The following is a 24,931-nucleotide window of genomic DNA, read 5'->3' as shown; positions in this document are numbered from 1 at the left end:
GCAGACCGTGATGGTCGACGTCCGCTCGGTCCACAAGAGCTACGGCTCGCTCGACGTCCTGATGGGAGTGGACCTGACGGTCCGGGCCGGCGAGGTCACCGTCGTCCTCGGCCCGTCCGGCTCCGGCAAGTCCACCCTGCTGCGCACCATCAACCACCTGGAGAAGGTCGACGGCGGCTCGGTGAGCGTGGCCGGCGCGCTGGTCGGGTACCGCAGGTCCGGCAACAAGCTGCACGAGCTGCGGGAACGGGAGATCCTCAAGCAGCGCACCGGTATCGGCTTCGTCTTCCAGAACTTCCACCTCTTCCCGCACCTGACCGTGCTGGCGAACATCACCGAGGCCCCGGTCTCCGCGCTCGGCCGCCCGAAGAAGGAGGCCGAGGCGGCCGCCCGGGCGCTGCTCGACCGGGTCGGGCTCGCCGACAAGGCGGACGCCTACCCGCGGCAGCTCTCCGGCGGCCAGCAGCAGCGGGTGGCCATCGCCCGGGCGCTCGCCCTCGAACCGAAGCTGCTGCTCTTCGACGAGCCGACCTCCGCGCTCGACCCGGAGCTGGTCGGTGAAGTCCTCGACGTCATCCGGGACCTGGCCCGCCGGGGCACCACGATGATCATCGTCACCCATGAGATCGGCTTCGCCCGCGAGGTCGCCGACACCGTCGTCTTCATGGACGGCGGACGGATCGTCGAACAGGGCCCGCCCGGCCAGGTCCTCGACCACCCGCGCCATGAGCGCACCGCGTCCTTCCTTTCCAAGGTCCTGTGAACATGAGGAGACATCCGTTGCCCCGCCGCACCCTGACCACCGCCCTCACCCTCGCCGCCGGCTCCGTACTGCTCACCGCCTGCGGCGGCGCGGCCGCGGGCAGCGGCGACGACGCCGGGAACGCCGTCACCGGCGCCCATGGCGTCAAGATCAACATCGGCCCGGACCAGCACCGCATCCACGGCGTCAAGGACCCCAAGATCGCCGCGCTGGTGCCCGCCCGGGTCCGCGGGACCGGTGAGCTGCGGATCGGCGTGAGCGCCGACGGCAGCCCCCCGCTGACCTTCCACGCCACCGACGACAAGACCCTCATCGGCGTCGAGGACGACATCGCCACCCTCGTCGCCGACACCCTCGGCCTCAAGCCCCGCTTCGACCCGCTGTCGTGGGAGAACCTCTTCGTCGGCCTGGACAGCGGCAAGCTCGACGCGGTCTTCTCCAACGTCACCGTCACCGAGGAGCGCAAGGAGAAGTACGACTTCGCCACCTACCGGCTCGACCAGCTCGCGATGGAGGCGAAGAAGGGCAGCGGCTGGAAGGTCCGCGGCCCCAAGGACGTCGCGGGCAGGACCATCGCGGTCGACTCCGGCACCAACCAGGAGAAGATCCTCGTCGACTGGAGCAGGGAGAACGAGAAGGCCGGCCGCAAGCCGGTCGACATCAAGTACTTCCACAAGCCCTCCGACACCTACCTCGCCCTCCAGTCCGGCCGCCTCGACGGCTTCTTCGGCCCGAACCCGACCGCCGCGTACCACGTCAACACCGCCGGGCAGACCGAGATCGTCGGCACCTTCTCCGGCGGCGGCAGCGTCCGGGGCGAGATCGCCGCCACCACGAAGAAGGGCAGCGGACTGGTCAAGGCCTATGCCGCGGCGCTGCAGAAGGTCATCGACGACGGCCGCTACGGAAAGGTGCTGGCCCGCTGGGGGCTCACCGGTGAGGCCCTCACGTCCTCGCGGATCAACCCGCCCGGCCTGCCCAGGACCGCCAACTGACCGGCGCCGGACCGGAAAGGAACCCCATGCCCCACCCCCTGCACCTGGCCGTCGCGCTGGACACCCCGCAGCCGTCCGGCGGTGCCGCCCACGACGCCGCGTACGACGCCGCGCACCTCGTCGCGCTCGCCCGGCTCGCCGAGCGCGGCGGCCTCACCTTCGTGACCCTCGGCGACGATTTCGGCCGCCCCGGCCTCGACGCCCCGGCCGTGCTCGCCCGGATCGCGCCCGCCACCGAACACATCGGGCTGATCCCCACCGTCACCACCACCCACACCGAGCCGTTCCACGTCTCCACCACGGTCGCCACCCTGGACTGGGTCAGCCGCGGCCGGGCCGGCTGGGCCGTCGAGGTCTCCACCACCGAGGCCGACGCCGCGCTCTTCGGCCGCCGGCCGGCCGCCCCGCCCGCCGAGGTCTGGGCCGAGGCCGGCGAGGTCGCCGACGTCGCGGCCCGGCTGTGGGACAGCTGGGAGGACGACGCGGAGATCCGCGACCGCGCCACCGGCCGGTTCATCGACCGGGACAAGCTCCACCACGTCGACTTCACCGGCCGCACCTTCTCCGTCCGCGGCCCCTCGATCGTGCCCCGGCCCCCGCAGGGCCGCCCGGTCATCGCGGTGGACGCCACCGACGAGCCGGCGCGCGAGGTGGCCGCGGCCCACGCCGACCTCGCCCTGGTCCGCGTCGAGGACCCGGCCACCGCCCGGGCCGTCCGCGAGGAGCTGCGCGGCTACGCCCGCAGGCACGGCCGCGACCCCGGCCACCTGCTGGTCTTCGCCTCGCTGCCGGTCGAACTCGACGACGCGGCCGACGGGGCCGGGCTCGCCGACCTGATCGCGGACTGGCGGGCGGCCGGCGCCGCCGACGGCTTCCATCTGCGCCCCGCCGATCCCGGCCGGGACCTCGCACTGCTCGTCGAGGCCACCGTCCCCGTCCTCCGGGCACGCGGTCTGCTCGGGCGCCCCGGCCACCCGGGCGGCACGCTGCGCGAGCACCTCGGCCTGCCCCGCCCGGCCGGCCGCTACGCCTCCGCCAGGGAGACCGCATGACCCCGACGACCCCCGCGACACCCACAACCCCGCCCCCGCGCAAGCAGATCCGGCTCGCCGCCCACTTCCCCGGCGTCAACAACACCACCGTCTGGGCCGACCCGAGGTCCGGCAGCCAGATCGACTTCGCCTCCTTCGAGCATCTCGCCCGTACCGCCGAGCGCGGACTGTTCGACTTCTTCTTCCTCGCCGAGGGGCTGCGGGTCCGCGAGCACAAGGGGCGGATCCACGACCTCGACGTGGTCGGCCGGCCCGAGTCGCTCACCGTGCTGGCCGCCCTGGCGGCGGTCACCGAGCACCTGGGACTGGCCGCCACGGTCAACACCACCTTCAACGAGCCGTACGAACTCGCCCGCCGGCTCGCCTCCCTCGACCACCTCAGCGACGGCCGGGCGGCCTGGAACGTGGTCACCACCTCCGACGCCTTCACCGGCGAGAACTTCCGCCGCGGCGGCTACCTCGACCGCGCCGACCGGTACACCCGGGCGGCCGAATTCGTCGCCGTGGCACGGAAGTTGTGGGACTCCTGGCCGGACGGGGCGGCACCCCGGCCGGTCGATCACCGCGGGCAACACTTCACCGTCCGCGGCGGGTTCACCGTGCCGCGCAGCCCGCAGGGGCATCCCGTCATCATCCAGGCCGGGGACTCCTCCGAGGGCCGGGAGTTCGCCGCCGCCACCGCGGACGTCATCTTCACCCGGCACAGCGGCCTGGAAGCCGGCCGGGCCTTCTACGCCGACGTCAAGCGCCGGCTCGCGGCGTACGGCCGGCAGCCGGACCACCTCGCGGTCATGCCGGGCGTCACCTTCGTCCTCGGTGACACCGCCGCCGAGGCCCAGGAGCACGCCGCCGAGATCCGCCGGCTGCAGGTCTCCCCGCAGAACGCGCTGCTCGCGGCCGAGCAGATCTGGGGCGTGGACCTCTCCGGGTACGACCCCGACGGGCCGCTGCCGGACTTCGATCCGGACCCCGGCAGCGAGCTGGCCCAGGGCCGGGTCAGGATCGCCGACCCGAAGGCGATCGCCGACAAGTGGCGGGCGCTGTCCCGCGCCAAGGGACTGTCGCTGCGCGAGACGGTGATCGAGACCACCGGCCGGCAGTCCTTCATCGGTACCCCGGAGGACGTCGCGGCGCAGATGGACGCCTTCGTGCAGGCCGACGCCGCCGACGGGTTCATCCTGGTGCCGCATCTGACGCCGGGCGGTCTCGACCCGTTCGTCGACCGGGTGGTACCCCTCCTCCAGGAGCGCGGGGTCTTCCGCACGGCATACACCGGCACGACGCTCCGCTCCCACCTGGGGCTGCCGCCGCAGCCCGGCCGCGCAGCAGGAAAGGGACCCACCGCATGAGCACCGACGCACGCGAGGAGTGGCAGGACTGGCGCGAGCGGCGCCGCGCCGCGATCAGCGGGCCGTACGGCCCGCTCGCCCTGGCCGGCACCCACTGGCCGGCGGACCACCCCGACGGCCGGATCGCGGGACTGCCGGGCCACTGGACCGCCCAGGACGACGCGGTCGTACTGCGGGCCGGGCCGGACGACGGACTCACCGTCGACGGCAGGCCGGCCGCCGGAGAGATCCGGCTCGGCCCGGACGCGGACCCCGCCTCGACGCGGGTGACGTCCGGCGAGCGGCATCTGCTGGTGCTGCGCCGCGACGGCGACTGGGCGGTGCGCGACTTCGACCCGCAGTCGGAGGCCCGCCGGTCGTTCGCCGGCATCGACGTCTACGAGCACGACGAGCGCTGGGTGCGGCCGGGTCTCTTCCGGCCGTACGCGCAGGGCCGCACGATCCAGGTGCGCAACGCCGACGGGCAGCGGCGGGGCCTGGGGCTCGCCGGGGAGCTCGCGTTCACCCTCGAAGGGGACGAGCACACCCTGCAGGTCGCGGTCGAGGGCGACGGCTCGCTGTGGGCGGTGCTCGCCGACGCCACCAGCGGCACCGACAGCTACCGCTTCCGGTTCCTGCGGCCGCCCGCGCCCGCCGCGGACGGCACCGTCACGGTGGACCTCAACCGGATCCTGCTGCCGCCGTGCGCGTTCGCCGACCACTTCCTGTGCCCCTTCCCGCCGCCCGGCAACACCCTGTCGGTCGCCCTGCGGGCGGGGGAGCGGAACCCCACCGTCCGCTGACCCGTCCCAGGACCGGCCGACGGGGTCACCCCGCGCCCCGGCAGCCGTCAACCCGGCCGCCGGGGCGCGGTGTTGAGGTGTCGGGCGCATTTCCGGCGCGAGACATGCGTGAAGCCCTCTTGCGCTCGACGGGTGGTGCGCCGGAGACTCCCGCTCAGCGCTTGTCAGGGGCACGCAAAAATGAACGTGCGGATTCCGCGTGCCCTTCGGCTGCGCCTCACCGGGCTGCCCACCGGCGGCCCCCCGATCCCCTCGGAGGAATCAGTGAGGAACGAGCGCACCACCCCCCGCAGCGGCGTGGCGAGACGCACCCGGCTGATCGCCGTGGCGTCCGGACTGGTGGCCGCCTGCGCCATCGCCGTCCCGACCGCCAGCGCCCAGAACCCCGCACCCGCACAGACGTTCAGCGCCGCCCGGCTCGCCGCCGCCGGTGACGCGGTCCGCGCGGCGGACGTCGCCGGCACCGCCTGGCGGGTCGACCCGGCGAACCACACCCTGGTCGTCACCGCCGACCGCACCGTCTCCCGGGCGGAGATCGCGAAGATCCAGCGGGCCGCCGGCGCCAACGCCGGTGCGCTCCGCATCGACCGGACCGCCGGCACCTTCCGCAAGTTCCTCTCCGGCGGCGACGCCATCTACACGCCGAGCTGGCGCTGCTCGCTGGGCTTCAACGTCCGCAGCGGCAGCACCTACTACTTCCTGACGGCCGGTCACTGCACCGAGGGCAAGCCGCCGTGGTACACCAACTCCTCGGACACCACGAGCATCGGCCCGACGACCGGCACCAGCTTCCCCGGCAACGACTACGGCATCGTGAAGTACACCAACACGTCCCTGTCGCACCCGGGCACCGTCGGCAGTCAGGACATCACCAGCGCCGGCACCCCGAGCGTCGGCCAGTCCGTCACCCGCCGCGGCTCCACCACCGGCATCCACAGCGGCAAGGTCACCGCGCTGAACGCCACCGTCAACTACGGCAGCGGCGACATCGTCTCCGGGCTCATCCAGACCACCGTCTGCGCCGAACCCGGTGACAGCGGCGGCCCGCTCTACTCCGGGACCAAGGCCCTGGGCCTGACCTCCGGCGGCAGCGGCGACTGCACGTCCGGTGGCACCACCTTCTTCCAGCCCGTCACCGAGGCGCTCAGCGCGTACGGCGTGAGCGTGTACTGACCGGACGGGACGTGCGCACTTCCTGACCGGACAGGTCCGGCCGGGCCCCCGTCAGCCGGCGGACGGGGACCCGGCCGGCACCCCTCGCCGCGCCTCGACCGCCTTCCGGAGCCGGGCATACCATGGAAAAGCAGCCCGGACACGGACGGTATACGGCACACCTCAGGGGGCCGTGATGGTCGAAGAACTGGTGACGGCCGGAGTGGGACTGGCATGCGCCGGCGCGGTGTATTTCATGGCGGCGGCGCGGGTGGTCAGGCAGTACGAGCGCGGTGTGGTGCTCCGGCTGGGCAAGCTGACCTCCGCGGTCCGGCCGCCGGGCTTCACCATGATCATCCCGGGCATCGACCGGATGCGTAAGGTCAACATGCAGATCGTCACGATGCCGGTGCCCGCCCAGGAAGGCATCACCCGCGACAACGTCACGGTCCGGGTCGACGCGGTGGTCTACTTCAAGGTCGTGGACGCCGCCGACGCGGTCATCCGGGTCGAGGACTACCGCTTCGCGGTCTCCCAGATGGCCCAGACCTCCCTCCGGTCGATCATCGGCAAGAGCGAACTGGACGACTTGCTGTCGAACCGCGAGAAGCTCAACCAGGGGCTGGAGCTGATGATGGACAGCCCGGCCATCGGCTGGGGCGTGACCGTCGACCGGGTCGAGATCAAGGACGTCTCGCTGCCGGAGACGATGAAGCGGTCGATGGCCCGCCAGGCGGAGGCCACCCGCGACCGGCGGGCCCGGGTGATCAACGCCGATGCCGAGCTGCAGGCGTCGAAGAAGCTGGCCGAGGCCGCGGCCGCGATGTCCGACCAGCCCGCCGCGCTGCAACTGCGGCTGCTGCAGACCGTGGTGGCGGTCGCCGCCGAGAAGAATTCCACCCTCGTCCTGCCGTTCCCCGTGGAGCTGCTGCGGTTCCTGGAGCGCTCCGCGCAGCAGGGCCAGGTTCCGGCCGGCCCGCCGGAGGCCGCGGACCGGCGGGAGCCGGTGCGCCGCCCGGACGGCGCGACCGCCGCGGAGGAGCCGCTGCCGGGCGAGGAGCGGCTGGAAGTGCTGCCCGACGCCGAGCACCCGGCCGACCTGCCCGCCCACCTGGCGACCGAGGAGCCGGTGGACCTGCCGGCCGATGTGCCGACCGACGTGCCGGTGGACCTCCCGGAAGACCTCCGCTGAGCCGGTCCGCCCGCCCCTGCCCCCGCCGCTCCCCGGCGGGGGCGTTTTCCGGCCGGACCGGACCCTCACATACGGGCCCGCCCGGAGTGGCCCGGACCCCCGTTGATGTCCGCACTCAGGAGCGCGGTCCGCGGATATCGGTGTGACGGCGATGTGGCGAAACCGTGAACTCCCGTACGTGAGACCGGAACTCGGTCTTGTGCACGACTGAGACGGGTGGGAATATTCGGCTCCGCACCTTGGCATGAACGCGACCCCCCGAGGCGCCGCGCCGCGGGGCGGGCCCCGTTCGTGCCGGATCTCACTCTCCGGGCCCGTGCGACTCCCCACAGTCCGGGCCCTTCCCCCCACGGGAGGCTCTGAGTTGAAGCACCGACGCATACCCCACCGGCGCGCCGTCCTGGCAGGCGCCGGAGCGCTCGCCCTCGCCGCCACCGCCACCGTCACCCTCGCCAACGCCCAGGCGTCCCCGGCCCCCACCGCCCCCACGGTGGCCAGGCTGACCTCCGCCGCGGCCACCACCCTGGCGTCCCACCTCAAGACCGGCACGGCCGGCGCGTACTACGACGCGCAGGCGAAGAAGCTGGTGGTCAACGTCGTCAGCGAGACCGCGGCCAAGGCCGTCCGGGCGAAGGGCGCCGAGGCCAGACTCGTCAAGCACACCCTCGCCCAGCTCGACGCGGCCCGGCAGACGCTGAAGGCCAAGGCCACCATCCCCGGCACGGCCTGGGGCATCGACCCGCGCAGCAACAAGGTCGTGGTGACCGCCGACCGCACGGTCACCGGCAGCAGGCTGGACCGGCTCACCGCGGTCACCCGGAGCCTCGGCGACCGGATCGAACTCCGGCGCAGCAAGGGGCAGTTCAGGCCCTTCATCGGTGGCGGTGACGCGATCTGGGGGAGCGGCGCCCGCTGCTCGCTGGGCTTCAACGTCGTCAAGGACGGTCAGCCCTACTTCCTCACGGCCGGCCACTGCGGCAACGCCGTCAAGAGCTGGTCGGACAAGCAGGGCGGCTCGGAGATCGCGACCACCGAGGACTCCAAGTTCCCCGGCGACGACTACTCCCTCGCCAAGTACACCGGGAACACCGAGCACCCGAGCGAGGTCGACCTCTACAACGGCAGCACCCAGAAGATCACCAAGGCCGCCGAGGCCACCGTCGGTGAGAAGGTGCAGCGCAGCGGCAGCACCACCCAGGTCCACGACGGCACCGTCAAGGCCCTGAACGCCAGCGTCAATTACCAGGAGGGCACGGTCGAAGGGCTGATCCAGACCGACGTCTGCGCCGAGCCCGGCGACAGCGGCGGTGCGCTCTTCGACGGCGAGTCCGCGATCGGCCTCACCTCCGGCGGCAGCGGCGACTGCTCCGGCGGCGGCGAGACCTTCTTCCAGCCGGTCCCGGAGGCCCTGAAGGCCTACGGCGCGCAGATCGGCTGATCCGCGGCCGCGGTCCCGGAGCCGTCCCGGCATGCTCCCGGGGCGCCGCCCCCGGACACGTCCGCCGTCCGGGGGCCGGCGCCCCGCGGGGTCAGCCGGCCGCCCGCCCGTCGCCCGGCCCGAACGCGGCCAGTGCCTCCTCGGCCGAAACCCGGGCCCGTACGTACGTATCCGCCCAGTCGGCCGCCGACGGGAAGCCCGAATCCCGGGCGATCCGGGCGCAGGCCGCGTCGTAGTCGAAGGGGGTGTGCCGCAGGGTGACCGCGCCGCCGCCGGGCCCCAGCAGCGCCCAGTGCGCACCGGCCCTGCCGTACGGCATGCCGACGCTGCCGGGGTTGACCACCAGCCGCCCGTGGGTGAGCCGGACGTACGGCATGTGGGTGTGCCCGCAGACCACGGTCCGTACGGTGTCGGGCAGCTCCGCCAGCACCTCGGCCCAGCGCTCGGGCCGTGAGTCGACGAGCACCATCTCCTCGTCGTCCCGGGGCGTGGCGTGGCAGAACAGGACCGGCCCGAGCCCGGCCACCTCCAAGGTGACGGAGGTGGGCAGCGCCCGGAGGGAGTACTTGTCCTCCGGGGCGAGTTGGCCGGCCGCCCAGGCGCTGACCGGGTCCGCCGGGCCGTCTTCCCCGCGGCCCGCCGGATCGTCGGTCAGCTCCCGGTCGGCGTTGCCGCGGACCCACACCGCGCGCTCCCCGAGGGAGCGCAGCGCGGCGAGGGTCTCGCGGGGCAGCGGCCCGGCGAGCAGATCGCCGGTCAGTACGATCCGCCCGGCGGCGCGGACGTCCGGTTCGGCGAGTACCGCCTCCAGGGCCGGCAGCACACCGTGGACGTCGGAGAGCACGGCGACCCCGGTCCGGTCCGAAGGTCCGTGCGGGGGCCGGATGTTGATGTCGGTCATGGGCCGAGCCTATGCACCCGTGGTCCCCGAACGTGGCGGTCCCCGGGCACCACCCACCGGTGCCCGGGGACCTGGGTGCGGTGCTCAGAACTCGAAGACCGAGCTCAGGCCGGCGCGCATCACACAGGAGTTGGCGTAGGTGTAGGTGTACGACACCCGCTTGCCCTGCCACACGCCGTCGGCGGTGACGACGATCGGGGCCCACTCCTTGGTGCACAGCCGGTCCGACTTGGGGCTGGTGACGGTGTTGAAGTCACCGGCCGCGGCCCGCAGTTCGGCGCAGGCGGCCTTCGGCGCCGGGTGGCTGCCGGAGGCCACCGGCATACAGCTGAGCGACACCGCGCGCTGGACCGTGGCGTTCGCGCGGCTGTCGCCCTGGCCGACCGTCAGCACCAGTTCCGACGGTGCGTAGAGACCGCCGCTGCGCGCGGGCTGTGCTGGGGCGGCGACGGCTTGGGCGCTGGTGGCCAGCGTGCCGAGGACCAGCGCCGTGCCGAGCGCGATCGCCCCAGTGGTGTACCGCATGACGAACACTCCTTTGCTCGAAGGTGCAGATACCGGACGGGAGTTTGGTCGAAACACGTCCCGAAAGCACCTTGAGCGGTCCTTCGCCGATCGCTTTGAGTCGTTGGGTGAAAGCTGAGAGTAATGGCGCGAACCTGACGGGAGGGGTTCGGGGGAGCGCACGGGAAGCGCGGTGCGGCCAGCCGGGATGCCCCGTGCATCGTGCGGGGGGCAAGGGCCACGATGACCGGGAGGGAAGCAATCCGGCCGCCGACCGGTCGTTCGGGCGGGTTTTGATCTCCGTCGATTGGCCGAAGAGGGGGGCCGGAGGCCGCCTCCGTACGGCCTGAGCCGCGCTTCGAGGTAACAGGCGGTCGGCGGCGGGCCGCCTTACCCGCCGCGTTTTCGTACGCAATCGGGGCCCGGGCGCCCTCAATCCCGGGGCGCGGACCGCCCGTTCGGCGGCCCGTCCAGCTCCGGCAGGCCGGCCGTCAGCGCCCGCATGCCGCGGGCCGCCAACTCGCCGGGCCCGCGCGGACCGTCCACCGGACCGTCGTCCGCCGCCCACTCCTCCACCGCGACCCGCAGCGCGGTGTTCGCCGCAGCCGCGGCCAGCCGGACCTGCAGCGCGTCCGCACCCGTCATCCGCGCCAGGACCGGCCGCAACGTCTCCTCGGCCTCGTGGTGGACCCGGTGCCAGACCGCGCGCAGCGCCGGATCGCCGGGCATCGCCCGCAGCAGCCCGCGGGTCCGGCGCAGCGCCTCCGCGGCCGGCTCGTCGGCGGGGGTCAGTGCCCGGCGGGCGGCCCGCTCCAGCACTTCACGGACCGTGGGCGCTTCCGGCCCGGCGGGCGGTGCGGCCAGGTCGTCGATCCACTGCCGCACCCCGACGGAGAGCAGCGGCGCCACCGCCTCCTCCTTGGTGCGGAAGTAGCGGTAGAAGGTGCGCAGCGCAACGCCGGAGGCGCGGGCGATCTCCTCGGCGGTGACCGCGGCGCCGCGCTCGGCGAACAGCACCGCCGCACAACGGGCGATCTCCAGCTGGGTCGCGGCCTTGCGCCGCTCGGTGAGCGAGGGGCGGGCGGCGGGCGCCGCGGGACGGGGTTCGGTGGGCACGGACTCGGCGGACATGGACTCAGCTTACGAGCGTGGTGACAGCGCGGCACATCGCGCGTGTCTGGCACATCGTGCCATCGCGGCGTACCGTGCACAGCGATCGCCGCAGCGTCGATCGTCGCCATTGCGAAGGGAGCACCACCATGAACCGCTTCGAGGGACGCCGGGTCCTGATCACCGGGGCCGGCTCCGGTATCGGCCAGGCCGCCGTCCACCGGATCCTCGCCGAGGGCGGCCGGGTGGTCGCGGCGGACGTCGACGCCGCGGGCCTGCAGGCCACCGCCGGCCGGGCCGCCGCGGACGGGGCCGCAGGCCGGCTGCGGACCGCGGTGCTGGACATAGCCGACGAGGCGGCGGTCCGCTCCGGCGTCGCCGCCGCGGTGGACGGCCTCGGCGGCCTGGACGTGCTGGTCAACGCGGCCGGCATCCTGCGCTCCGCGCACACCCACCAGACCGGCCTGGAGCTCTTCAACCGGATCATCGCGACCAACCTGACCGGCACGTTCCTGATGATCCGCGAGGCGCTGCCCGCCCTCCTGGCGGGCACGTCCCCGGTCGTGGTCAACTTCAGCTCCACCTCGGCCTCGTTCGCGCACCCCTACATGGCGGCGTACGCGGCGAGCAAGGGCGGCATCCAGTCCATGACCCACGCGATCGCCGCCGAATACGGCAAGCAGGGGCTGCGCGCGGTGTGTGTCGCACCGGGCTCCATCGCCAGCGGGATGACCAGCGGCCGCGGCCCGGGCCTGCCCGAGGATGCCGACATGTCGCTGTTCGTCAAGCTCGCTCCGGCCCTCGGCGAGGGCTTCGCGGGCCCGGAGACGGTCGCCGGCGTCATCGCGATGCTCGCCTCGCAGGACGGCGCGTTCATCACCGGCACGGAGATCCGGATCGACGGCGGCACGCACATGTGACGGTGCCCAACTGCCGGGCGGGCAAAGGCTGATGACGGACCATCAGGTCTGTGTGGTCCGCCACGAGGACAGCCCCGTCGTCCGACTGTGACCGCACCGTCAGGTGGCCGCGCGAGCCGAAGGCCTCGGTGCGGATGACCGGTGCGTCCGGGCCGGCGCCCGGTGGTTCAGGCCGGCAGTCGTTCGTCCTCCGGGGGGCGGCCCCTTGGGCGGTCCTTCTTCAGGAAGACCGACAGCAGGAGCGTGAGCAGCGTGCCGCCCACCGCCCAGGCGGCGAGCACCAGCAGCGGGCCGGTCGCCGCGGCGCCGTCGAAGTAGGCGAGCGAGCGCGCCGCCCAGGTGCCCGCGCCCGGCGGCAGGGCCGGGCCGATGGCGCGCCAGAACGGGGGCAGCAGCGGATACGGGTAGGCGCCGCCCGCGCTCGGATTGCCCAGGATGACGATCAGCAGGATCGCCAGGCCGATGCCGATGATGCCCAGCAGGGCCTGGCAGGCCAGCGTCGTGGCCCCCACCGCGAAGACCACCAGGGCGCCCAGCCCCCACAGCCCGGCGAAGGTGCCGGGCAGCGCGCCCAGGACCGGGCCGACGATGATCGCGCCGGCCAGCCCGGCGACGATCGCGTACAGCGCGAGGGCGGCCAGCCGGATGACGGCCCGGTGTCCGTTGGACGGCCGCGCCCCGGCGCTGATCGCGAGGATCGCGGCGCACAGATAGCCGCCGACGCACCAGCCGACGACCAGGTAGAAGGACGACAGGCTGCGGCTGTCGCCGGGGGCCGCGGGGGCGACGTCGACCGTCCGGACGGTGCGCCCCTCGGTCTTCTCGGCCGCCCGGACGACCAGTTCGACCGCCTGGGACAGCGAGGCGCCCCCGCCGCTCGCGACCAGCAGCCGGTCGGTGGTGCCGCGCGGCGCGACGATCAGTGCCCCGTCGACGGTCCGGTCGGCGAGCCGCTGCCGGGCCAGGCGCTCGGAGCGCAGCGCGCGCGGGTCCAGCGGGGCGCCGGGCAGCCGGTCCAGCTGCGCCACCACCTGCCGGGCGGCCGGCCCGGGAGCGACCACGCCGAGCGGTACGTCCGTCGGCCGGGGGTGGTGGAAGGCGCCGGTGTACGAGGTGATGAACGCGATCACCAGGCCCAGGACGCCGAGCACCAGCAACGAGGCGTGCGGGGTCACGGCGCTCTTCACCTCGCCGAGGAAGGTGGTGCGGGTGCCGTCGTCCGTGGTGGCCATCCGTCACTCCTCGCCGCAGGTTCACCCACCGGCATCCGGCTCATCGGAAGACGGCTTTTGCCCCCATATCTTGCGATCTACCACGGGTGGGTGCAGAACGGATGGGCTGAACGGCGGAGGGCGCGAAGACGATCTTTCGGGCTGCCCGGCGTGTTGTTCGTACGAATGTTCGACGAGCGGGTTATGGTGGAGGTGAGGAACGAGAGACACAAGGTCAGCCGGGGGCGGTGAGGTGCAGGAGGTGCGGATGCCCGGGTTCACGCATCTGCACACCGCTTCGGGGTTCTCGCTGCGCTACGGCGCCTCCCACCCGGAGCGGCTGGCCGAGCGCGCCGCCGAACGCGGCATGGACGCCCTCGCGCTGACCGACCGGGACGGCCTCTCCGGGGCCGTACGGTTCGCCCGGGCCGCCGCGGAGGCCGGCATCCGCCCGCTCTTCGGCGCGGAACTGGCCGTCGCGGAACACACCCCGGACCCCCCGGCCGCCACCACCCGCCGGCGCACCCCGGTGCGCGGCGGCGCCTTCATCGACGAGTCCGCCGCCCGCGCCGTCTTCCTGGCCCGCGACGGAGCGGCCGGCTGGGCCGCCCTGTGCCGGCTGGTCTCGGCCGCCCACGCGGGCGGCGGCGAACGGCCCGTCCTCTCCTGGGCCGAGCTGGAATCCGCCGCGGACGGGCTCACCGTGCTGCTCGGCCCGGACTCCGACATCGGCCGGGCACTGGCCGCCGGCCGCCCCGACCGCGCCGCCCGGCTCGTCGCCCCCTGGCGCGAGCGGTACGGCGAGGCGCTGCGGCTGGAGGTCGTCGACCACGCCCGGCCCGGCAGCGGCCCCGGCTCCACCCGGCTGGCCGCCCGCACCCTCGGCTTCGCCGTCGACCAGGGCATCCGCGCCGTCCTGACCAACGCGGTCCGCTACGCCGACCCCGGCCAGGGCCCGGTCGCCGACGTCCTGGACTCCGCCCGCCGCCTGGTGCCGGTGGACCCGCACCGCCCCGAGTCCTGGGACGGCGGCGAGCGCTGGCTCAAGGACGCCGACGCGATGGGCCGCACCGCCGAGCGGATCGCCGAGGCGGCCGGCTTCCGGCGCGGCCTGGCCCACCAACTGCTCGCCATGACCGAGCGGACCGCGGGGGAGTGCCTCGTCGACCCGCAGGACGACATCGGGCTCGGCCGGATCCACTTCCCCGAACCCCATCTGGTCGGCGCGGAACGCCGCACCGCCGCCCGGGTGCTGCGCTCGCGCTGCGCCGCCGGCATGGTCCTGCGCGGCCACGACCGCGACCGGGTCCGCTGGGCCCGGCTGGAGGACGAGCTGCGCACGATCGAACGGCTCGGCTACCCCTCGTACTTCCTGACCGTCGCCCAGGTCGTCGACGACATCCGGCAGCGCGGCATCCGCGTCGCGGCCCGCGGATCCGGCGCCGGGTCCCTGGTCAACCACCTCCTCGGCATCGCACACGCCGACCCGGTCGAGCACGGGCTGCTGATGGAGCGCTTCCTGTCGACGCGGCGGGCCGCGCTGCCGGACATCGACATCGACGTGGAGTCCGCCCGCCGGCTGGAGGTCTACCGCGCGATCTTCGACCGCTTCGGCGCCGAACGGGTCGCCACGGTCTCCATGCCCGAGACCTACCGCGTCCGGCACGCCGTACGGGACGTGGGCGCCGCGCTGGGCATGGACCCGGCGCGGGTCGACCGGCTCGCCAAGGCGTTCCCGCACATCCGCGCCCGCGACGCCCGGGCCGCGCTGACCGAACTGCCGGAGCTGCGCGGCATCCGGGAGGACGGCGGCGAACGGCTGTGGGAACTGGTCGAGGCGCTGGACGCCCTGCCGCGCGGCATCGCCATGCACCCGTGCGGGGTGCTGCTCTCCGACGCCACGCTGCTGGACCGCACGCCCGTCGTGCCGACCAGCGGCGAGGGCTTCGCGATGTCCCAGTTCGACAAGGACGACGTGGAGGAGATGGGGCTGCTCAAACTCGACGTGCTGGGCGTGCGCATGCAGTCCGCGATGGCGCACGCGGTCGCCGAGATCGGCCGGGCCACCGGCCGCCGGCTCGACCTCGACGACCCCGCACAGGTGCCGCCCGGCGACCCGGCCACCTACGACCTGATCCGCTCGACCGAGACGCTCGGCTGCTTCCAGATCGAGTCGCCGGGCCAGCGCGATCTGATCGGCCGGCTGCAGCCCGCCACCTTCCACGACCTGGTGGTCGACATCTCGCTGTTCCGTCCCGGCCCGGTCGCCGCCGACATGGTCCGGCCCTTCATCGACGCCCGGCACGGCCGTGCACCGGTCCGCTACCCGCACCCGGACCTGGAGGGGCCGCTGCGCGAGACCTACGGCGTGGTGGTCTTCCACGAGCAGGTCATCGAGGTGCTGCGGATCATGACCGGCTGCGGCCGGGACGAGGCGGACGAGATGCGGCGCGCACTGTCCGAGCCGGAGCTGCAGGGCCGGGTGCGCGCCTGGTTCGCCCGGCGCGCCGAACGGCGCGGCTACGCACCCGAGGTGATCACGCGGACCTGGGAGATCGTCGAGGCCTTCGGCTCGTACGGCTTCTGCAAGGCGCACGCGGTGGCCTTCGCGGTGCCCACCTACCAGTCCGCCTGGCTCAAGGCCCACCACCCCGCGGCCTTCTACGCCGGGCTGCTCACCCACGAGCCGGGGATGTACCCCAAGCGGCTGCTGCTCGCGGACGCCCGTCGGCGCGGGGTGCCGGTGCTGCCGCTGGACGTGAACCGCTCGGCGGTCACCCACCGGATCGAACTGGTGTCCGGTCGGGAGGGTGGCGGGGACGCCTGGGGACTGCGGCTCGCGCTTTCCGACGTCCACGGCATGAGCGAGGCCGAGGCGCGGCGGATCGCGGACGGGCAGCCCTACCACTCCCTCCAGGACCTGTGGCAGCGCGCCCGGCCCTCCCGCCCGATCGCCGAACGCCTCGCCCGGGTGGGCGCGTTGGACGCCTTTGGCGCGAACCGGCGGGACCTGCTGCTGTACGTCTCCGAGCTGCACCACCACGGGCGGCAGGCGACCGGCGGTCAGCTCTCGCTCCACACCGACCTGGAGGAACGGCGGGCCGACCCCGTCGAGCCCGCGGGGCTGCCCGACCTCAGCGACGTCGAACGGCTCAGCGCCGAGCTCGGCGTCCTCGGCATGGACGCCTCCCGCCATCTGATGGCCGACCACCGGGAGTTCCTGACCGAACTGGGCGCCCTGCCGGCCCGGCTGCTGCGCAATGCCAGGAACGGCGAGACGGTGCTGGTCGCCGGGGCCAAGGCGGCCACCCAGACCCCGCCGGTCCGCTCCGGCCGCCGGGTCATCTTCACCACCCTCGACGACAGCACCGGCCTGGTCGACTGCGCCTTCTTCGACGACTCCCACGAGGCCTGCGCCCACACCGTCTTCCACTCCTGGCTGCTGCTGGTGCGCGGCACGGTCCAGCGGCGCGGGCCGCGCAGCCTCAGCGTGGTCGGCAGCGCCGCCTGGAACCTCGCCGAACTGGCCGAACTCCGCCGCGAGGGCGGCCTGGAGGCGGTCGCCGCCCGGCTCGCCGCGGAGCCGGACCGGCCCACGGCCGGGCAGGGCACAGCAGCCGGCCCGGGCTCCGGTGAAGAGCCCGGAGCGGGCCCCGGCGAAGGGGCGGAGCCCGAACCGGCCGGCGCCGGACCGGGCCGCACCATCCGGCTGGAGACCGGCTACGAACTGCACCCCTGGGCCGACCTCCAGCCCCCGGGCGAACGCGCCGCCACCGGCCGGAAGCTGTGGCACGCCAGCCCCGGGAGCGCGGGATGACCCCCACGACCCGGCCCCCCGCCACGCCGCCGCGACCCACGGGCGCCGCGCGGCCGCCCGGCATGCTCCACGTCCGCTTCCGCAACGCCCACGACACCCCGGTGAGCGCCGGCCAGTTCGAGCAACTGCTCGCTCTGCTCGCGCAGTTCACACCGATGGTCGAGGCGCTGCCGCCGGACGCCGCACTGGCGGACGTCCGCGGTGCGCTGCGCTACTTCGACCGCGACGCGGCGGGCATCGCCGAGCTGATCCGGCTGCGCGCACTGGCATGGCACGGCGTACGGTGCACCATCGGGATCGCCGCCAACCCGCTGCTCGCCCGGATGGCGGCGCAGGCCGCGGCGCCCGGCGAGATCCGGACCGTCCCCGACGACGCCGAGGCCGTCACCGCCTTCCTGGACCGCCGGCCCGCCTCGGCGCTGCACGGCGTCGGCCCGGCGACCGCCCGCGCGCTCTCCGCCTACGGACTCGACAGCGTCGGCCGGATCGCCGCCGCACCCCCCGGGACCCTGCAGCGGATCCTCGGCGCCCGGACCGGCCGGGTCGTCCAGGACCGGGCCCGCGGCATCGATCCCACGCCGGTGGTGCCCAATGCCGTCGCCCGCTCGATGGGCGCCGAACACCGCTTCGTCCACGACGAGTTGGACCCGGACCGGCGCCGCCGGGCGCTGCTCTCGCTCGCCGACGACCTCGGCGCACGGCTGCGCACGACCGGGCAGGTGGCCCGCGCGCTCACCCTCACCGTCCGCTACGCCGACCGCTCCACGACGACCCGCACCCGCCGGCTCGCCGAACCGACCGCCCACGGCCCCGCACTGACCGAGGCGGCCTATGCGCTGCACGCCGCGCTCGGGCTGCAGCGGGCCCGGGTGCGGTCCGTGGCGCTGCGGGCCGAGGACCTGTGCCGCGCCGAACGCGCCGCGCACCAGCTGAGCTTCGACCCGTCCGACGACAAGGCCCACCGCATCGAGGCGGCCGTCGACCGGGCCCGCGCCCGCTTCGGCGCCGGCGTCGTACGCCCCGCGGCGACCCTCGGCCCGGCCGCCCGCCGCACACCCCCGCCCAAGCACGGCACCAAGCCGCCCGGCCCGGGCGCCGGCCGGCACTGAGCCCCACGGGCCGGGAGCGGACTAGCCGTAGAGCCGCTCCGCATACCGCGGGCCGTAGTGCTCCTCCAGCTCCGCCAGCGACCGGTCCTGGGCCTCGACGCCCCTGACGATCCGCGCCCGCGAGGGCACCGCCTCCGGCTCCCAGGTCTCCGGCCGCCACAACTCCGAGCGCAGGAACGCCTTGGAGCAGTGGTAGAAGACCTCCTCGACCTCCACCAGCAGCGCCAGCCGCGGGCGGTTGCCCTTGACCACCAGCCGGTCGAAGAACGGGGCGTCCCGCAGCAGCCGGGCGCGGCCGTTGATCCGCAGGGTGTCGCCGCGCCCCGGAAGGACGTAGTTCAGCCCGACGTGCGGATTGGCGAGGACGTTCACCCAGCCGTCCATGCGCTTGTTGCCGGGGCGGTCGGGGATGACGAGGGTGGTGTCGTCCAGGACGAGGGTGAAACCCGCCGGGTCGCCCTTGGGCGAGACGTCGCACCGGCCCTGGGCGTCCGAGGTGGCTATCACGCAGAACGGTGAGCGGGCCAGCCACTGCCGGTCGAGGTCGTGCAGCCGGTGGCGGGTCTTGTTGGCGGCATGGGAATTCGGATGGCCCATCAGCTCGCGCAGCTCCGCCTCCGACGAGATCTCCACGATGCCCGTGAGATCCGCCGTTCCCCGCTCATCCGCCGTCCCCGCACGGTCCGCCGTTCGCGCGCCGTCCGCCGTCGTCTCCATCGGTGTCTCCCCTCCGTCACCTGCCTGGTCAACGCGGTATCGACGGTACGCGACGGGTCTGACAACCGGCCCGTCCCGGGCGCATGAGTGAGGTATCCGACACGGCGGGCACCGCAGCACGGAACGGGAGGTTCGACCCCCGTGCGTCCGGTGAGGGTTGTGTGCGTTTTCCTTCACCGTCACACGACTGGTCCTTCTTGCTTACCCGGCCGTAACTTACTTGCCAGTCAACTGCGTTGGCCCTTGCGATCCGGATCGCAGGTGAACGGCTCACCGTGCACCTCGGAGTCTCCTCACCCTCGCACCCCCCTCACACCCCCCTCGCAAGGAGCATCGTATGAAGCTGCGCTGGTCCCGAACCCTCACCCTGCTTCCCGCCCTCGCCCTCGCCCTTGGTTTCGCCACCGCTCCCGCCTCCGCCGACGCCCCCACCGTCCGCAGCGGCTGGAACAACTTCTCGTGCAAGCCCTCCACCGCCCACCCGCGGCCGGTGGTCCTGGTACACGGCACCCTCGGCAACTCCGTGGACAACTGGCTCGGTCTCGCGCCCTACTTGGTGGCCCGCGGCTACTGCGTCTTCTCCCTGGACTACGGCCAGCTCCCCGGCGTACCGCTCTTTTACGGCCTCGGCCCGGTGGACGCCTCCGCCGGGCAGCTCGCCACCTACGTCGACCGGGTGCTCGCCGCCACCGGGACGCACAAGGTCGACCTCGTCGGCCACTCCCAGGGCGGCATGATGGCGCGCGTCTACCTGAAGTTCCACGGCGGCGCGGACAAGGTGAACACGCTGGTCGGGCTGGCCCCCGACAACCATGGCACCGACCTGGACGGGCTGACCCGCCTGCTGGACCACTTCCCCGGCGCCAAGCAGTACCTGAGCAAGGCGACCCCCGGGCTGACCGACCAGATCGTCGGCTCGGACGTGCTCAACCGCCTCAACGCGGGCGGCGACACCGTCCCCGGGGTGCACTACACCGTGATCGCGACCAAGTACGACGAGGTCGTCACGCCCTACCGGAGCGGCTACCTGGACGGCCCCGACGTGCGCAACGTCCTGCTCCAGGACCTGTGTGCGGTGGACCTCTCCGAGCACGTCGCCATCGGCACCGTCGACCCCGTGGCCTTCCACGAGACGGCCAACGCCCTCGACCCGGCCCACGCCACCCCCACCACCTGCCTGAACGGCTGACGGCGGCCGGCCCGGCTCCCCGCCCGCGCGGGGGCCGGGCCGTACGCCGCCCCCGCGGCTGGTCTCAGCCCACGGTCAGCAGGGCGTCGGTGCACTGCCCGGCCAGCTCCTCGGCGTGCGGGGGCAGCGGCTCCCCGCCGCGCAGATGGCGGCGCACCAGGGACAGCGGCAGGTCGACGACGGCGAGCGACACCCGCTCCAGGCCCAGCTCGCCGTGCAGCCCCAGCGCGCCCGCGAGCGCCGCCACCGCCGCCCGGACCCGCATGTTCCCCTCGTCCGCGCGGCGCAGCTGCTCCTCCGGCCAGTCGTCCCGGCCGAACTCGTGCGCCCCGTAGAGCAGCAGTGCGGCCTCCTGGGGGTGCGCACGGCTCCACGCGACCACGTGCCGGGAGGCCGCCCGGCCCCCGGCCCGCGGCCCGTCCCCTGAGCGCAGGGCCGCGAAATAGCCCTCCTGGAAGCCCTCGACGGTGCGTAGCCACACCTCGGCGAGGAGTGCCGGGCGGCCGGCGAAACGGTGGTACAGCGAGCCGCTCGGGGCGCCGACGGCCTGGGCGACCGCGGACATGGTGACTCCCGAGGGCCCGTGCTCGGCCGCCAGCCGTACGGCGGCGTCGAGGAGCTGTGAGATGTCGAAACGGGGTGGCCTGGCCATGTTCTAGAGGGTACTCTCCATAATATTGGAGAGACCCCTCCAAAACCGTTCTTCGCTGCGCCGGGCCCGCGCCCGCCCGCGAGCCGGCGCCTGCCCCACGCCTCACGGAAAGGCCGCCCGATGGGTGTCTACAACGTGCACGAGCGGGTGCTGCCCGTCCCCGACGCCGAGGCCGGCCCGCTGATCGACGGCCTGTCCGGCGCCGCCGACCGGCTCTGGCCGGGCCGCGACTGGCCCCCGATGGTGTTCGACGGCCCGCTCGCGGCAGGCGCCGCCGGCGGCCACGGACCGGTCCGCTACACCGTCGCCGCCTACGTCCCGGGCCGCTGGGTGCGCTTCACCTTCAGCGGCCCGCGGGGCTTCGACGGCTTCCACGAGTACACCGTCCACCCGCTCGGACCCGACCGCACCCTGCTGCGCCACACCCTCGCCATGCGCGCCCGCGGCCCGGCCCGGCTCAGCTGGCCGCTGGCCTTCCGCCAGCTCCACGACGCGTGCCTGGAGGACAGCCTGGACCGCGCCGAACACGCCTGCACCGGCCGCGTCGCCCGGCCCGCCCGCTGGAGCCGCTACGTCCGCCTGCTGCGCCGCCTCGCCCACTGAGCACCCTCACTGCCCGCCTGCCCGCGCCCGACGCAGCGCAGGAAGCCCAGCGCCGCACCGGCGAGCACCAGCGGGATCGCCAGCAGCCGGCCGGAGAGGACCAGGACCGCGGCCGTCAGCACGGCGCTCGCGGCCACGCCGCACCACAGGGGAGTGCGACGCGGCAGCAGCACCGGTGCGGCGGCCGGGCCGGCGAGGGTCACCGCCGCCGGACAGGTGGCGGTGACCCTCATCAGCACGTCCGGACCGGCGTTCCCGGCGCCGGCCACCACGCCGAGCCCGGCCGGCGCGCTCATCGAACCGCCGCCCCCGAACGGCGCGTAGCGCGGCACGCCGCCCACACGGCCGTGCCGCCGCCCCCACGCGCAGAGGGGGGCGGCGGCCTCCCGGCGTCAGCCGGGCCTGTGGGGGGGCTTGTGGGGTGTCAGCCGTGGTGGCGGGCGGCCTTGCGGCGGGTGGTGGCGAACAGCACCCCGGCACCGGTGGCCAGCACGGCCGCACCACCGATGGCCAGCGGGGCGGTGGCGGAGTCGCCACCGGTCTCGGCCAGCCGCTGCCCGCTGACCGGCTTGGCGTCCCCGTCGGTCCGCGCCGCATTCCCCGCGGCCTTCGGAGCGGCCGCACCCTGGTCCACGGCCGGCGCACCGGCCCCCTTGGAGGGCGCCGTCACATCGTGGCCGCCCCCGTGTTGGCCCATGTCCATCGAGGACTTGTCCGCACCCGCCGCGATCTGGCCGTCGGTCGGCGCCGAGGCGGCCGGCGCGGGTGCCGTGGCGGCCTTGGAACCGCCGCTGTCCTTCCCGAAGACCACGTCCGAGCAGGTGTAGAACGCCTCGGGGCTGTCCGACCGCTGCCAGATGCTGTAGATCAGATGCCGCCCGGACCGCTGCGGGACCGTGCCGTCGAAGACGTACTCCCCGTTGGTCAGCTTCGGGTCGGTGACCTTCACGAAGGGCTTCGACTCCAGGTCCGACCACTTCAGCGGCTTGGCCGGGTCGTAGCCCGGCTTGGTGAGGTAGAGCTCGAAGGAGCCCTTGTGCGGCGCGGTGGCCCTGTAGCGGAACGTGTGCTTACCGGCCCGCACCTTGGACGCCGGCCAGTCGGCACGCGGCAGGTCCAGGCCCTTGAACTGGGCGTCGCCGCCGCTGCAGAGCTTGCCGTCCGGGATCTTCTGCTTGGACCTGCCGCCGGCGTTGCCGTCCCGCACCCCGTTCCAGTCGTAGAACGCCTGCGCCCCGCCGGCCTGCACGGCCGCCTTGCACGCCGCGGACTTCGGGTTCTCCGGCCCCTCCGCGTAACAGGCCAGGACCCGGCTGACCGGGTCCGACATCGAACCGTGCGCGACGGCCGGCCCCGCGCAGAGCACGGTGAGCGCCAGCGGCGCGATCCCGGCCAGCGCGATCCCGGTGGCCTTGCGACGAACGGTCATGGTGGGGGTCTCCTTCATCAGATGCGTCGAGCGGGGAGAAGCAACGGGCGCAAGAGGCAGCCGAAGGTGGGGGGTCGGAACGCAGACACCGGCGCCGCCCCCCGGAGACCGGCGCCGACGGCCCGCAATGCCGCCTTGCGAGAAGCACGCTAGCCCCGCTGAACAGCCAATTCGCCCCCGGAAGCGGGTTGCTGAGGATCTTTATGGCGCACTTAAGGAACCGCTAAGCGGGGCCACAGGCAGGCCGGGAGGAAACGGGCGCGGGGACCGGGAGCGGGGCCGTCGGCCGTCCGTAAGGTGTCGTGCTGTGCAGGCCTGCTGTAGTGGTGCGGGCGCCCGCCGCGCCATTCCACCCGCGTTTCGTACGACGGCACAGACGCCCGCATTACCGCCATGCCGGGCCGCGCGCTGCTGAGTTGACGGACTCGACCACTCTGGAGGCTTCGTGGGAGACGCTTTGATCGGCCTGACCGCGGCAATGGTCCGGGTAGCCGGCACGCTCAGTGCCCCCGTCCTGTCGCAACGCCTGATGGCCCGCGTGCAGAGAGACCAGTTCGAGCGCCAACAGCAGGTCGAGGAAGCACAGTGGATCCGCGAGAGGCATGTCGCAGAGCTGGACCGCCGGCGCGACTGCTACGTGTCGGTGAACGCAGTCCTCCGCCAATACCGAACCCACCTGATGAAGTTCCTGTGGCTCATACACAAGGGGGAGGTGACGCCGGAAGCCCGAGAGGTGCTGGAGGAAGCCAGGCAGGCCCATCACGCCGCCTTTGCCGAGGCTCAGATGATTGCCTCGGCCCCGGTCCTGATCGAGCTCGACGGAATGACGATGGCTCTCTCGGAGACGTACCGCCGGACGATGTGCCTGGAGGAGGGAAATCCGGATCCGGACGGCTCGTTCGACGAGATCCGAGCGGAGATCCGTCAGCTGTGGCGCCGCTGGGAAAGGATGCGTGACGTGATGCGAGCGGACCTCATGGTGGACACCGGGCGCTGATCGCACTCTTGCGCCGACGACGGCCCGGACGGGCGCGGCGGGCCCGGGCCGTTGTCAGTGGTCGATGGCAGCATCGAGACATGAGCACGCACACCTCCGCCGACCCCTCCCCGCAGCCTTACGCCGACCCGTCCCCGCAGCCTTACGCCGACCCGTCCCCGCAGCCCCACGACCTGGGGCCGGAACCGACCGCCCTTCCGGTGGCCGACGCGGCGTACTGGGAAGCGGCCGCCGAGACCTTCGACGACGAGCCGGACCACGGGCTGCGCGACCCGGCCGTGCGCGCGGCCTGGGCCGCCCGGTTGCGGACGTGGCTGCCGGCCGGCCCCGCCGAGGTGCTCGACCTGGGCTGCGGCACGGGAAGCCTGGCCCTGCTCGCCGCGGAGCAGGGGCACCGCGTGCTGGGCGTCGACCGTTCCCCGCGCATGATCGAGCGGGCCCGCGCCAAGCTCGCCGCTCGGGACGCCGCCTTCCTGGTCGGCGACGCCGCTGAACCACCCGTGGGGGAGCGGCGGTTCGACGTCGTGCTGGTGCGCCATCTGCTGTGGGCGCTACCCGATCCGGCGGCCGCACTGCGCCGCTGGGCCGATCTGCTGATGCCCGGCGGGCGGCTGGTCCTCATAGAAGGCCGCTGGGGCGAGTCGGACCCGATCGGCATACCCGCAGACGAACTGACCCGCCTCGTCGCCCCGTTGGCGGCACATACGACCGTCCAGGACCTCGCACACGACGCGATCCTGTGGGGCAAGGAGGTCCACGACCAGCGCTACGCGTTGCTGGCCGATCTCCCACGTACCTAGCTTTCCCGCCGTTCCGCTGCGCTTTGCGGCGCCTCCCACGTACCCGTCTGTCCCGCCGCGGGGCTCGCCGTTGTGCGCTTTGCGGCGCCGCGTACGTAGCTGTCTGTCCCGCCGCGGGGCGTCTCGCCGTTGCGCCTGCGGCGGGCTGGGGTGTTGTCGGGTGCGGTGACGGGCCTCCGGGGCCGGTGTTTGGGACTGCTGACGCTTTACGTCCCAAACACCGGCCCCTCCGGCCCGTCCCCTCCCGTT

General features: G+C 73.8%; 23 protein-coding genes. 15 read left to right on the top strand and 8 right to left on the bottom strand.

What is annotated here, in order from left to right; genetic code table 11:
* Window positions 1-10: 10 nt before the first annotated feature.
* The 8 genes from ACGF4C_RS29115 (at window position 11) to ACGF4C_RS29080 (ending at window position 8,723) form a co-directional block, all read left to right on the top strand.
* Window positions 11-763 carry an amino acid ABC transporter ATP-binding protein gene (locus ACGF4C_RS29115; protein ID WP_393570106.1) on the top strand — a complete coding sequence of 251 codons (753 nt, stop codon included), beginning with the start codon at window positions 11-13 and terminating at the stop codon, window positions 761-763.
* Between the two features lie 2 nt (window positions 764-765).
* Window positions 766-1,758: an ABC transporter substrate-binding protein gene (locus ACGF4C_RS29110; RefSeq protein WP_393570002.1), complete on the top strand. Its 993-nt coding sequence runs from the start codon at window positions 766-768 to the stop codon at window positions 1,756-1,758.
* 26 nt (window positions 1,759-1,784) lie between these two features.
* On the top strand, window positions 1,785-2,810 hold the full coding sequence (locus ACGF4C_RS29105; protein WP_393570000.1) for an LLM class flavin-dependent oxidoreductase: 1,026 nt from the start codon (window positions 1,785-1,787) through the stop codon (window positions 2,808-2,810).
* The gene (locus tag ACGF4C_RS29100; RefSeq protein ID WP_393569998.1) at window positions 2,807-4,159 is read left to right on the top strand and encodes an NtaA/DmoA family FMN-dependent monooxygenase; all 1,353 of its coding nucleotides are present in this window, start codon (window positions 2,807-2,809) and stop codon (window positions 4,157-4,159) included. The genes ACGF4C_RS29105 and ACGF4C_RS29100 overlap by 4 nt, the downstream gene beginning before the upstream one ends.
* Entirely contained in the window at window positions 4,156-4,941 is a 786-nt protein-coding gene (locus tag ACGF4C_RS29095; RefSeq protein WP_393569996.1) for a DUF1684 domain-containing protein, read from the top strand. The genes ACGF4C_RS29100 and ACGF4C_RS29095 overlap by 4 nt, the downstream gene beginning before the upstream one ends.
* 264 nt (window positions 4,942-5,205) lie before the next feature.
* The gene (locus ACGF4C_RS29090) at window positions 5,206-6,114 is read left to right on the top strand and encodes a S1 family peptidase (RefSeq protein WP_393569994.1); all 909 of its coding nucleotides are present in this window, start codon (window positions 5,206-5,208) and stop codon (window positions 6,112-6,114) included.
* A 175-nt stretch (window positions 6,115-6,289) separates the two neighbouring features.
* On the top strand, window positions 6,290-7,285 hold the full coding sequence (locus tag ACGF4C_RS29085; protein ID WP_393569992.1) for a slipin family protein: 996 nt from the start codon (window positions 6,290-6,292) through the stop codon (window positions 7,283-7,285).
* A gap of 364 nt (window positions 7,286-7,649) precedes the next feature.
* The gene (locus ACGF4C_RS29080) at window positions 7,650-8,723 is read left to right on the top strand and encodes a S1 family peptidase (protein WP_393569990.1); all 1,074 of its coding nucleotides are present in this window, start codon (window positions 7,650-7,652) and stop codon (window positions 8,721-8,723) included.
* Between the two features lie 91 nt (window positions 8,724-8,814).
* Here the strand turns inward: ACGF4C_RS29080 and ACGF4C_RS29075 are convergent, their stop codons facing one another.
* The 3 genes from ACGF4C_RS29075 to ACGF4C_RS29065 all read right to left on the bottom strand — a co-directional run bounded on the left by ACGF4C_RS29075 (window position 8,815) and on the right by ACGF4C_RS29065 (window position 11,244).
* Window positions 8,815-9,624, bottom strand: a complete 810-nt coding sequence (locus ACGF4C_RS29075) for a metallophosphoesterase family protein (protein ID WP_393569988.1) — start codon at window positions 9,622-9,624, stop codon at window positions 8,815-8,817.
* An 84-nt stretch (window positions 9,625-9,708) separates the two neighbouring features.
* Window positions 9,709-10,149 carry a subtilase-type protease inhibitor gene (locus tag ACGF4C_RS29070; protein WP_030811498.1) on the bottom strand — a complete coding sequence of 147 codons (441 nt, stop codon included), beginning with the start codon at window positions 10,147-10,149 and terminating at the stop codon, window positions 9,709-9,711.
* Window positions 10,150-10,560: 411 nt separating this feature from the next.
* Entirely contained in the window at window positions 10,561-11,244 is a 684-nt protein-coding gene (locus ACGF4C_RS29065; RefSeq protein ID WP_393570104.1) for a TetR family transcriptional regulator, read from the bottom strand.
* A gap of 143 nt (window positions 11,245-11,387) precedes the next feature.
* Between ACGF4C_RS29065 and ACGF4C_RS29060 the strand changes: the two genes are divergently transcribed.
* The gene (locus ACGF4C_RS29060) at window positions 11,388-12,158 is read left to right on the top strand and encodes an SDR family NAD(P)-dependent oxidoreductase (protein WP_393569985.1); all 771 of its coding nucleotides are present in this window, start codon (window positions 11,388-11,390) and stop codon (window positions 12,156-12,158) included.
* Between the two features lie 167 nt (window positions 12,159-12,325).
* On the opposite strand, the gene ACGF4C_RS29055 is transcribed toward ACGF4C_RS29060, so the two are convergent.
* Complete coding sequence (locus ACGF4C_RS29055) at window positions 12,326-13,390, bottom strand: DUF3533 domain-containing protein (RefSeq protein ID WP_393569983.1); 1,065 nt, start codon at window positions 13,388-13,390, stop codon at window positions 12,326-12,328.
* A 247-nt stretch (window positions 13,391-13,637) separates the two neighbouring features.
* Here ACGF4C_RS29055 and ACGF4C_RS29050 point away from each other — a divergent pair, with 247 nt between their 5' ends.
* Window positions 13,638-17,186: a DNA polymerase III subunit alpha gene (locus tag ACGF4C_RS29050; RefSeq protein WP_393569981.1), complete on the top strand. Its 3,549-nt coding sequence runs from the start codon at window positions 13,638-13,640 to the stop codon at window positions 17,184-17,186.
* Window positions 17,183-18,295, top strand: a complete 1,113-nt coding sequence (locus ACGF4C_RS29045) for a hypothetical protein (RefSeq protein ID WP_393569979.1) — start codon at window positions 17,183-17,185, stop codon at window positions 18,293-18,295. Before ACGF4C_RS29050 ends, ACGF4C_RS29045 begins: the two co-directional genes overlap by 4 nt.
* A 21-nt stretch (window positions 18,296-18,316) precedes the next feature.
* Here ACGF4C_RS29045 and ACGF4C_RS29040 read toward each other — a convergent pair whose 3' ends face one another.
* Window positions 18,317-18,892 (bottom strand): pyridoxamine 5'-phosphate oxidase family protein, encoded by a 576-nt coding sequence (locus ACGF4C_RS29040; protein ID WP_393570102.1) that lies wholly within the window; start codon window positions 18,890-18,892, stop codon window positions 18,317-18,319.
* Window positions 18,893-19,349: 457 nt separating this feature from the next.
* On the opposite strand from ACGF4C_RS29040, the gene ACGF4C_RS29035 reads away from it, so the two are divergent.
* The gene (locus tag ACGF4C_RS29035; RefSeq protein ID WP_393569977.1) at window positions 19,350-20,201 is read left to right on the top strand and encodes an esterase/lipase family protein; all 852 of its coding nucleotides are present in this window, start codon (window positions 19,350-19,352) and stop codon (window positions 20,199-20,201) included.
* Window positions 20,202-20,265: 64 nt separating this feature from the next.
* Here ACGF4C_RS29035 and ACGF4C_RS29030 read toward each other — a convergent pair whose 3' ends face one another.
* The gene (locus ACGF4C_RS29030) at window positions 20,266-20,853 is read right to left on the bottom strand and encodes a helix-turn-helix domain-containing protein (protein ID WP_351535055.1); all 588 of its coding nucleotides are present in this window, start codon (window positions 20,851-20,853) and stop codon (window positions 20,266-20,268) included.
* Window positions 20,854-20,973: 120 nt separating this feature from the next.
* On the opposite strand from ACGF4C_RS29030, the gene ACGF4C_RS29025 reads away from it, so the two are divergent.
* Window positions 20,974-21,456 (top strand): SRPBCC family protein, encoded by a 483-nt coding sequence (locus ACGF4C_RS29025; RefSeq protein WP_393569974.1) that lies wholly within the window; start codon window positions 20,974-20,976, stop codon window positions 21,454-21,456.
* On the opposite strand, the gene ACGF4C_RS29020 is transcribed toward ACGF4C_RS29025, so the two are convergent.
* The gene (locus ACGF4C_RS29020) at window positions 21,423-21,752 is read right to left on the bottom strand and encodes a hypothetical protein (protein WP_393569972.1); all 330 of its coding nucleotides are present in this window, start codon (window positions 21,750-21,752) and stop codon (window positions 21,423-21,425) included. The genes ACGF4C_RS29025 and ACGF4C_RS29020 overlap by 34 nt on opposite strands.
* 128 nt (window positions 21,753-21,880) lie before the next feature.
* Entirely contained in the window at window positions 21,881-22,885 is a 1,005-nt protein-coding gene (locus tag ACGF4C_RS29015; protein ID WP_393569970.1) for a lytic polysaccharide monooxygenase, read from the bottom strand.
* A gap of 457 nt (window positions 22,886-23,342) precedes the next feature.
* On the opposite strand from ACGF4C_RS29015, the gene ACGF4C_RS29010 reads away from it, so the two are divergent.
* Entirely contained in the window at window positions 23,343-23,882 is a 540-nt protein-coding gene (locus tag ACGF4C_RS29010; protein WP_393569968.1) for a hypothetical protein, read from the top strand.
* An 80-nt stretch (window positions 23,883-23,962) separates the two neighbouring features.
* On the top strand, window positions 23,963-24,682 hold the full coding sequence (locus ACGF4C_RS29005) for a methyltransferase domain-containing protein (RefSeq protein ID WP_393569966.1): 720 nt from the start codon (window positions 23,963-23,965) through the stop codon (window positions 24,680-24,682).
* Window positions 24,683-24,931 lie beyond the last annotated feature (249 nt).

The sequence above is a fragment of the Streptomyces sp. NPDC048197 genome (assembly GCF_043202395.1).
In the GTDB taxonomy this organism is placed as follows: domain Bacteria; phylum Actinomycetota; class Actinomycetes; order Streptomycetales; family Streptomycetaceae; genus Streptomyces; species Streptomyces siderophoricus.
Note: the sequence above shows the minus strand (reverse complement) of the source record. Positions and strands in the feature narration are given on the sequence as shown.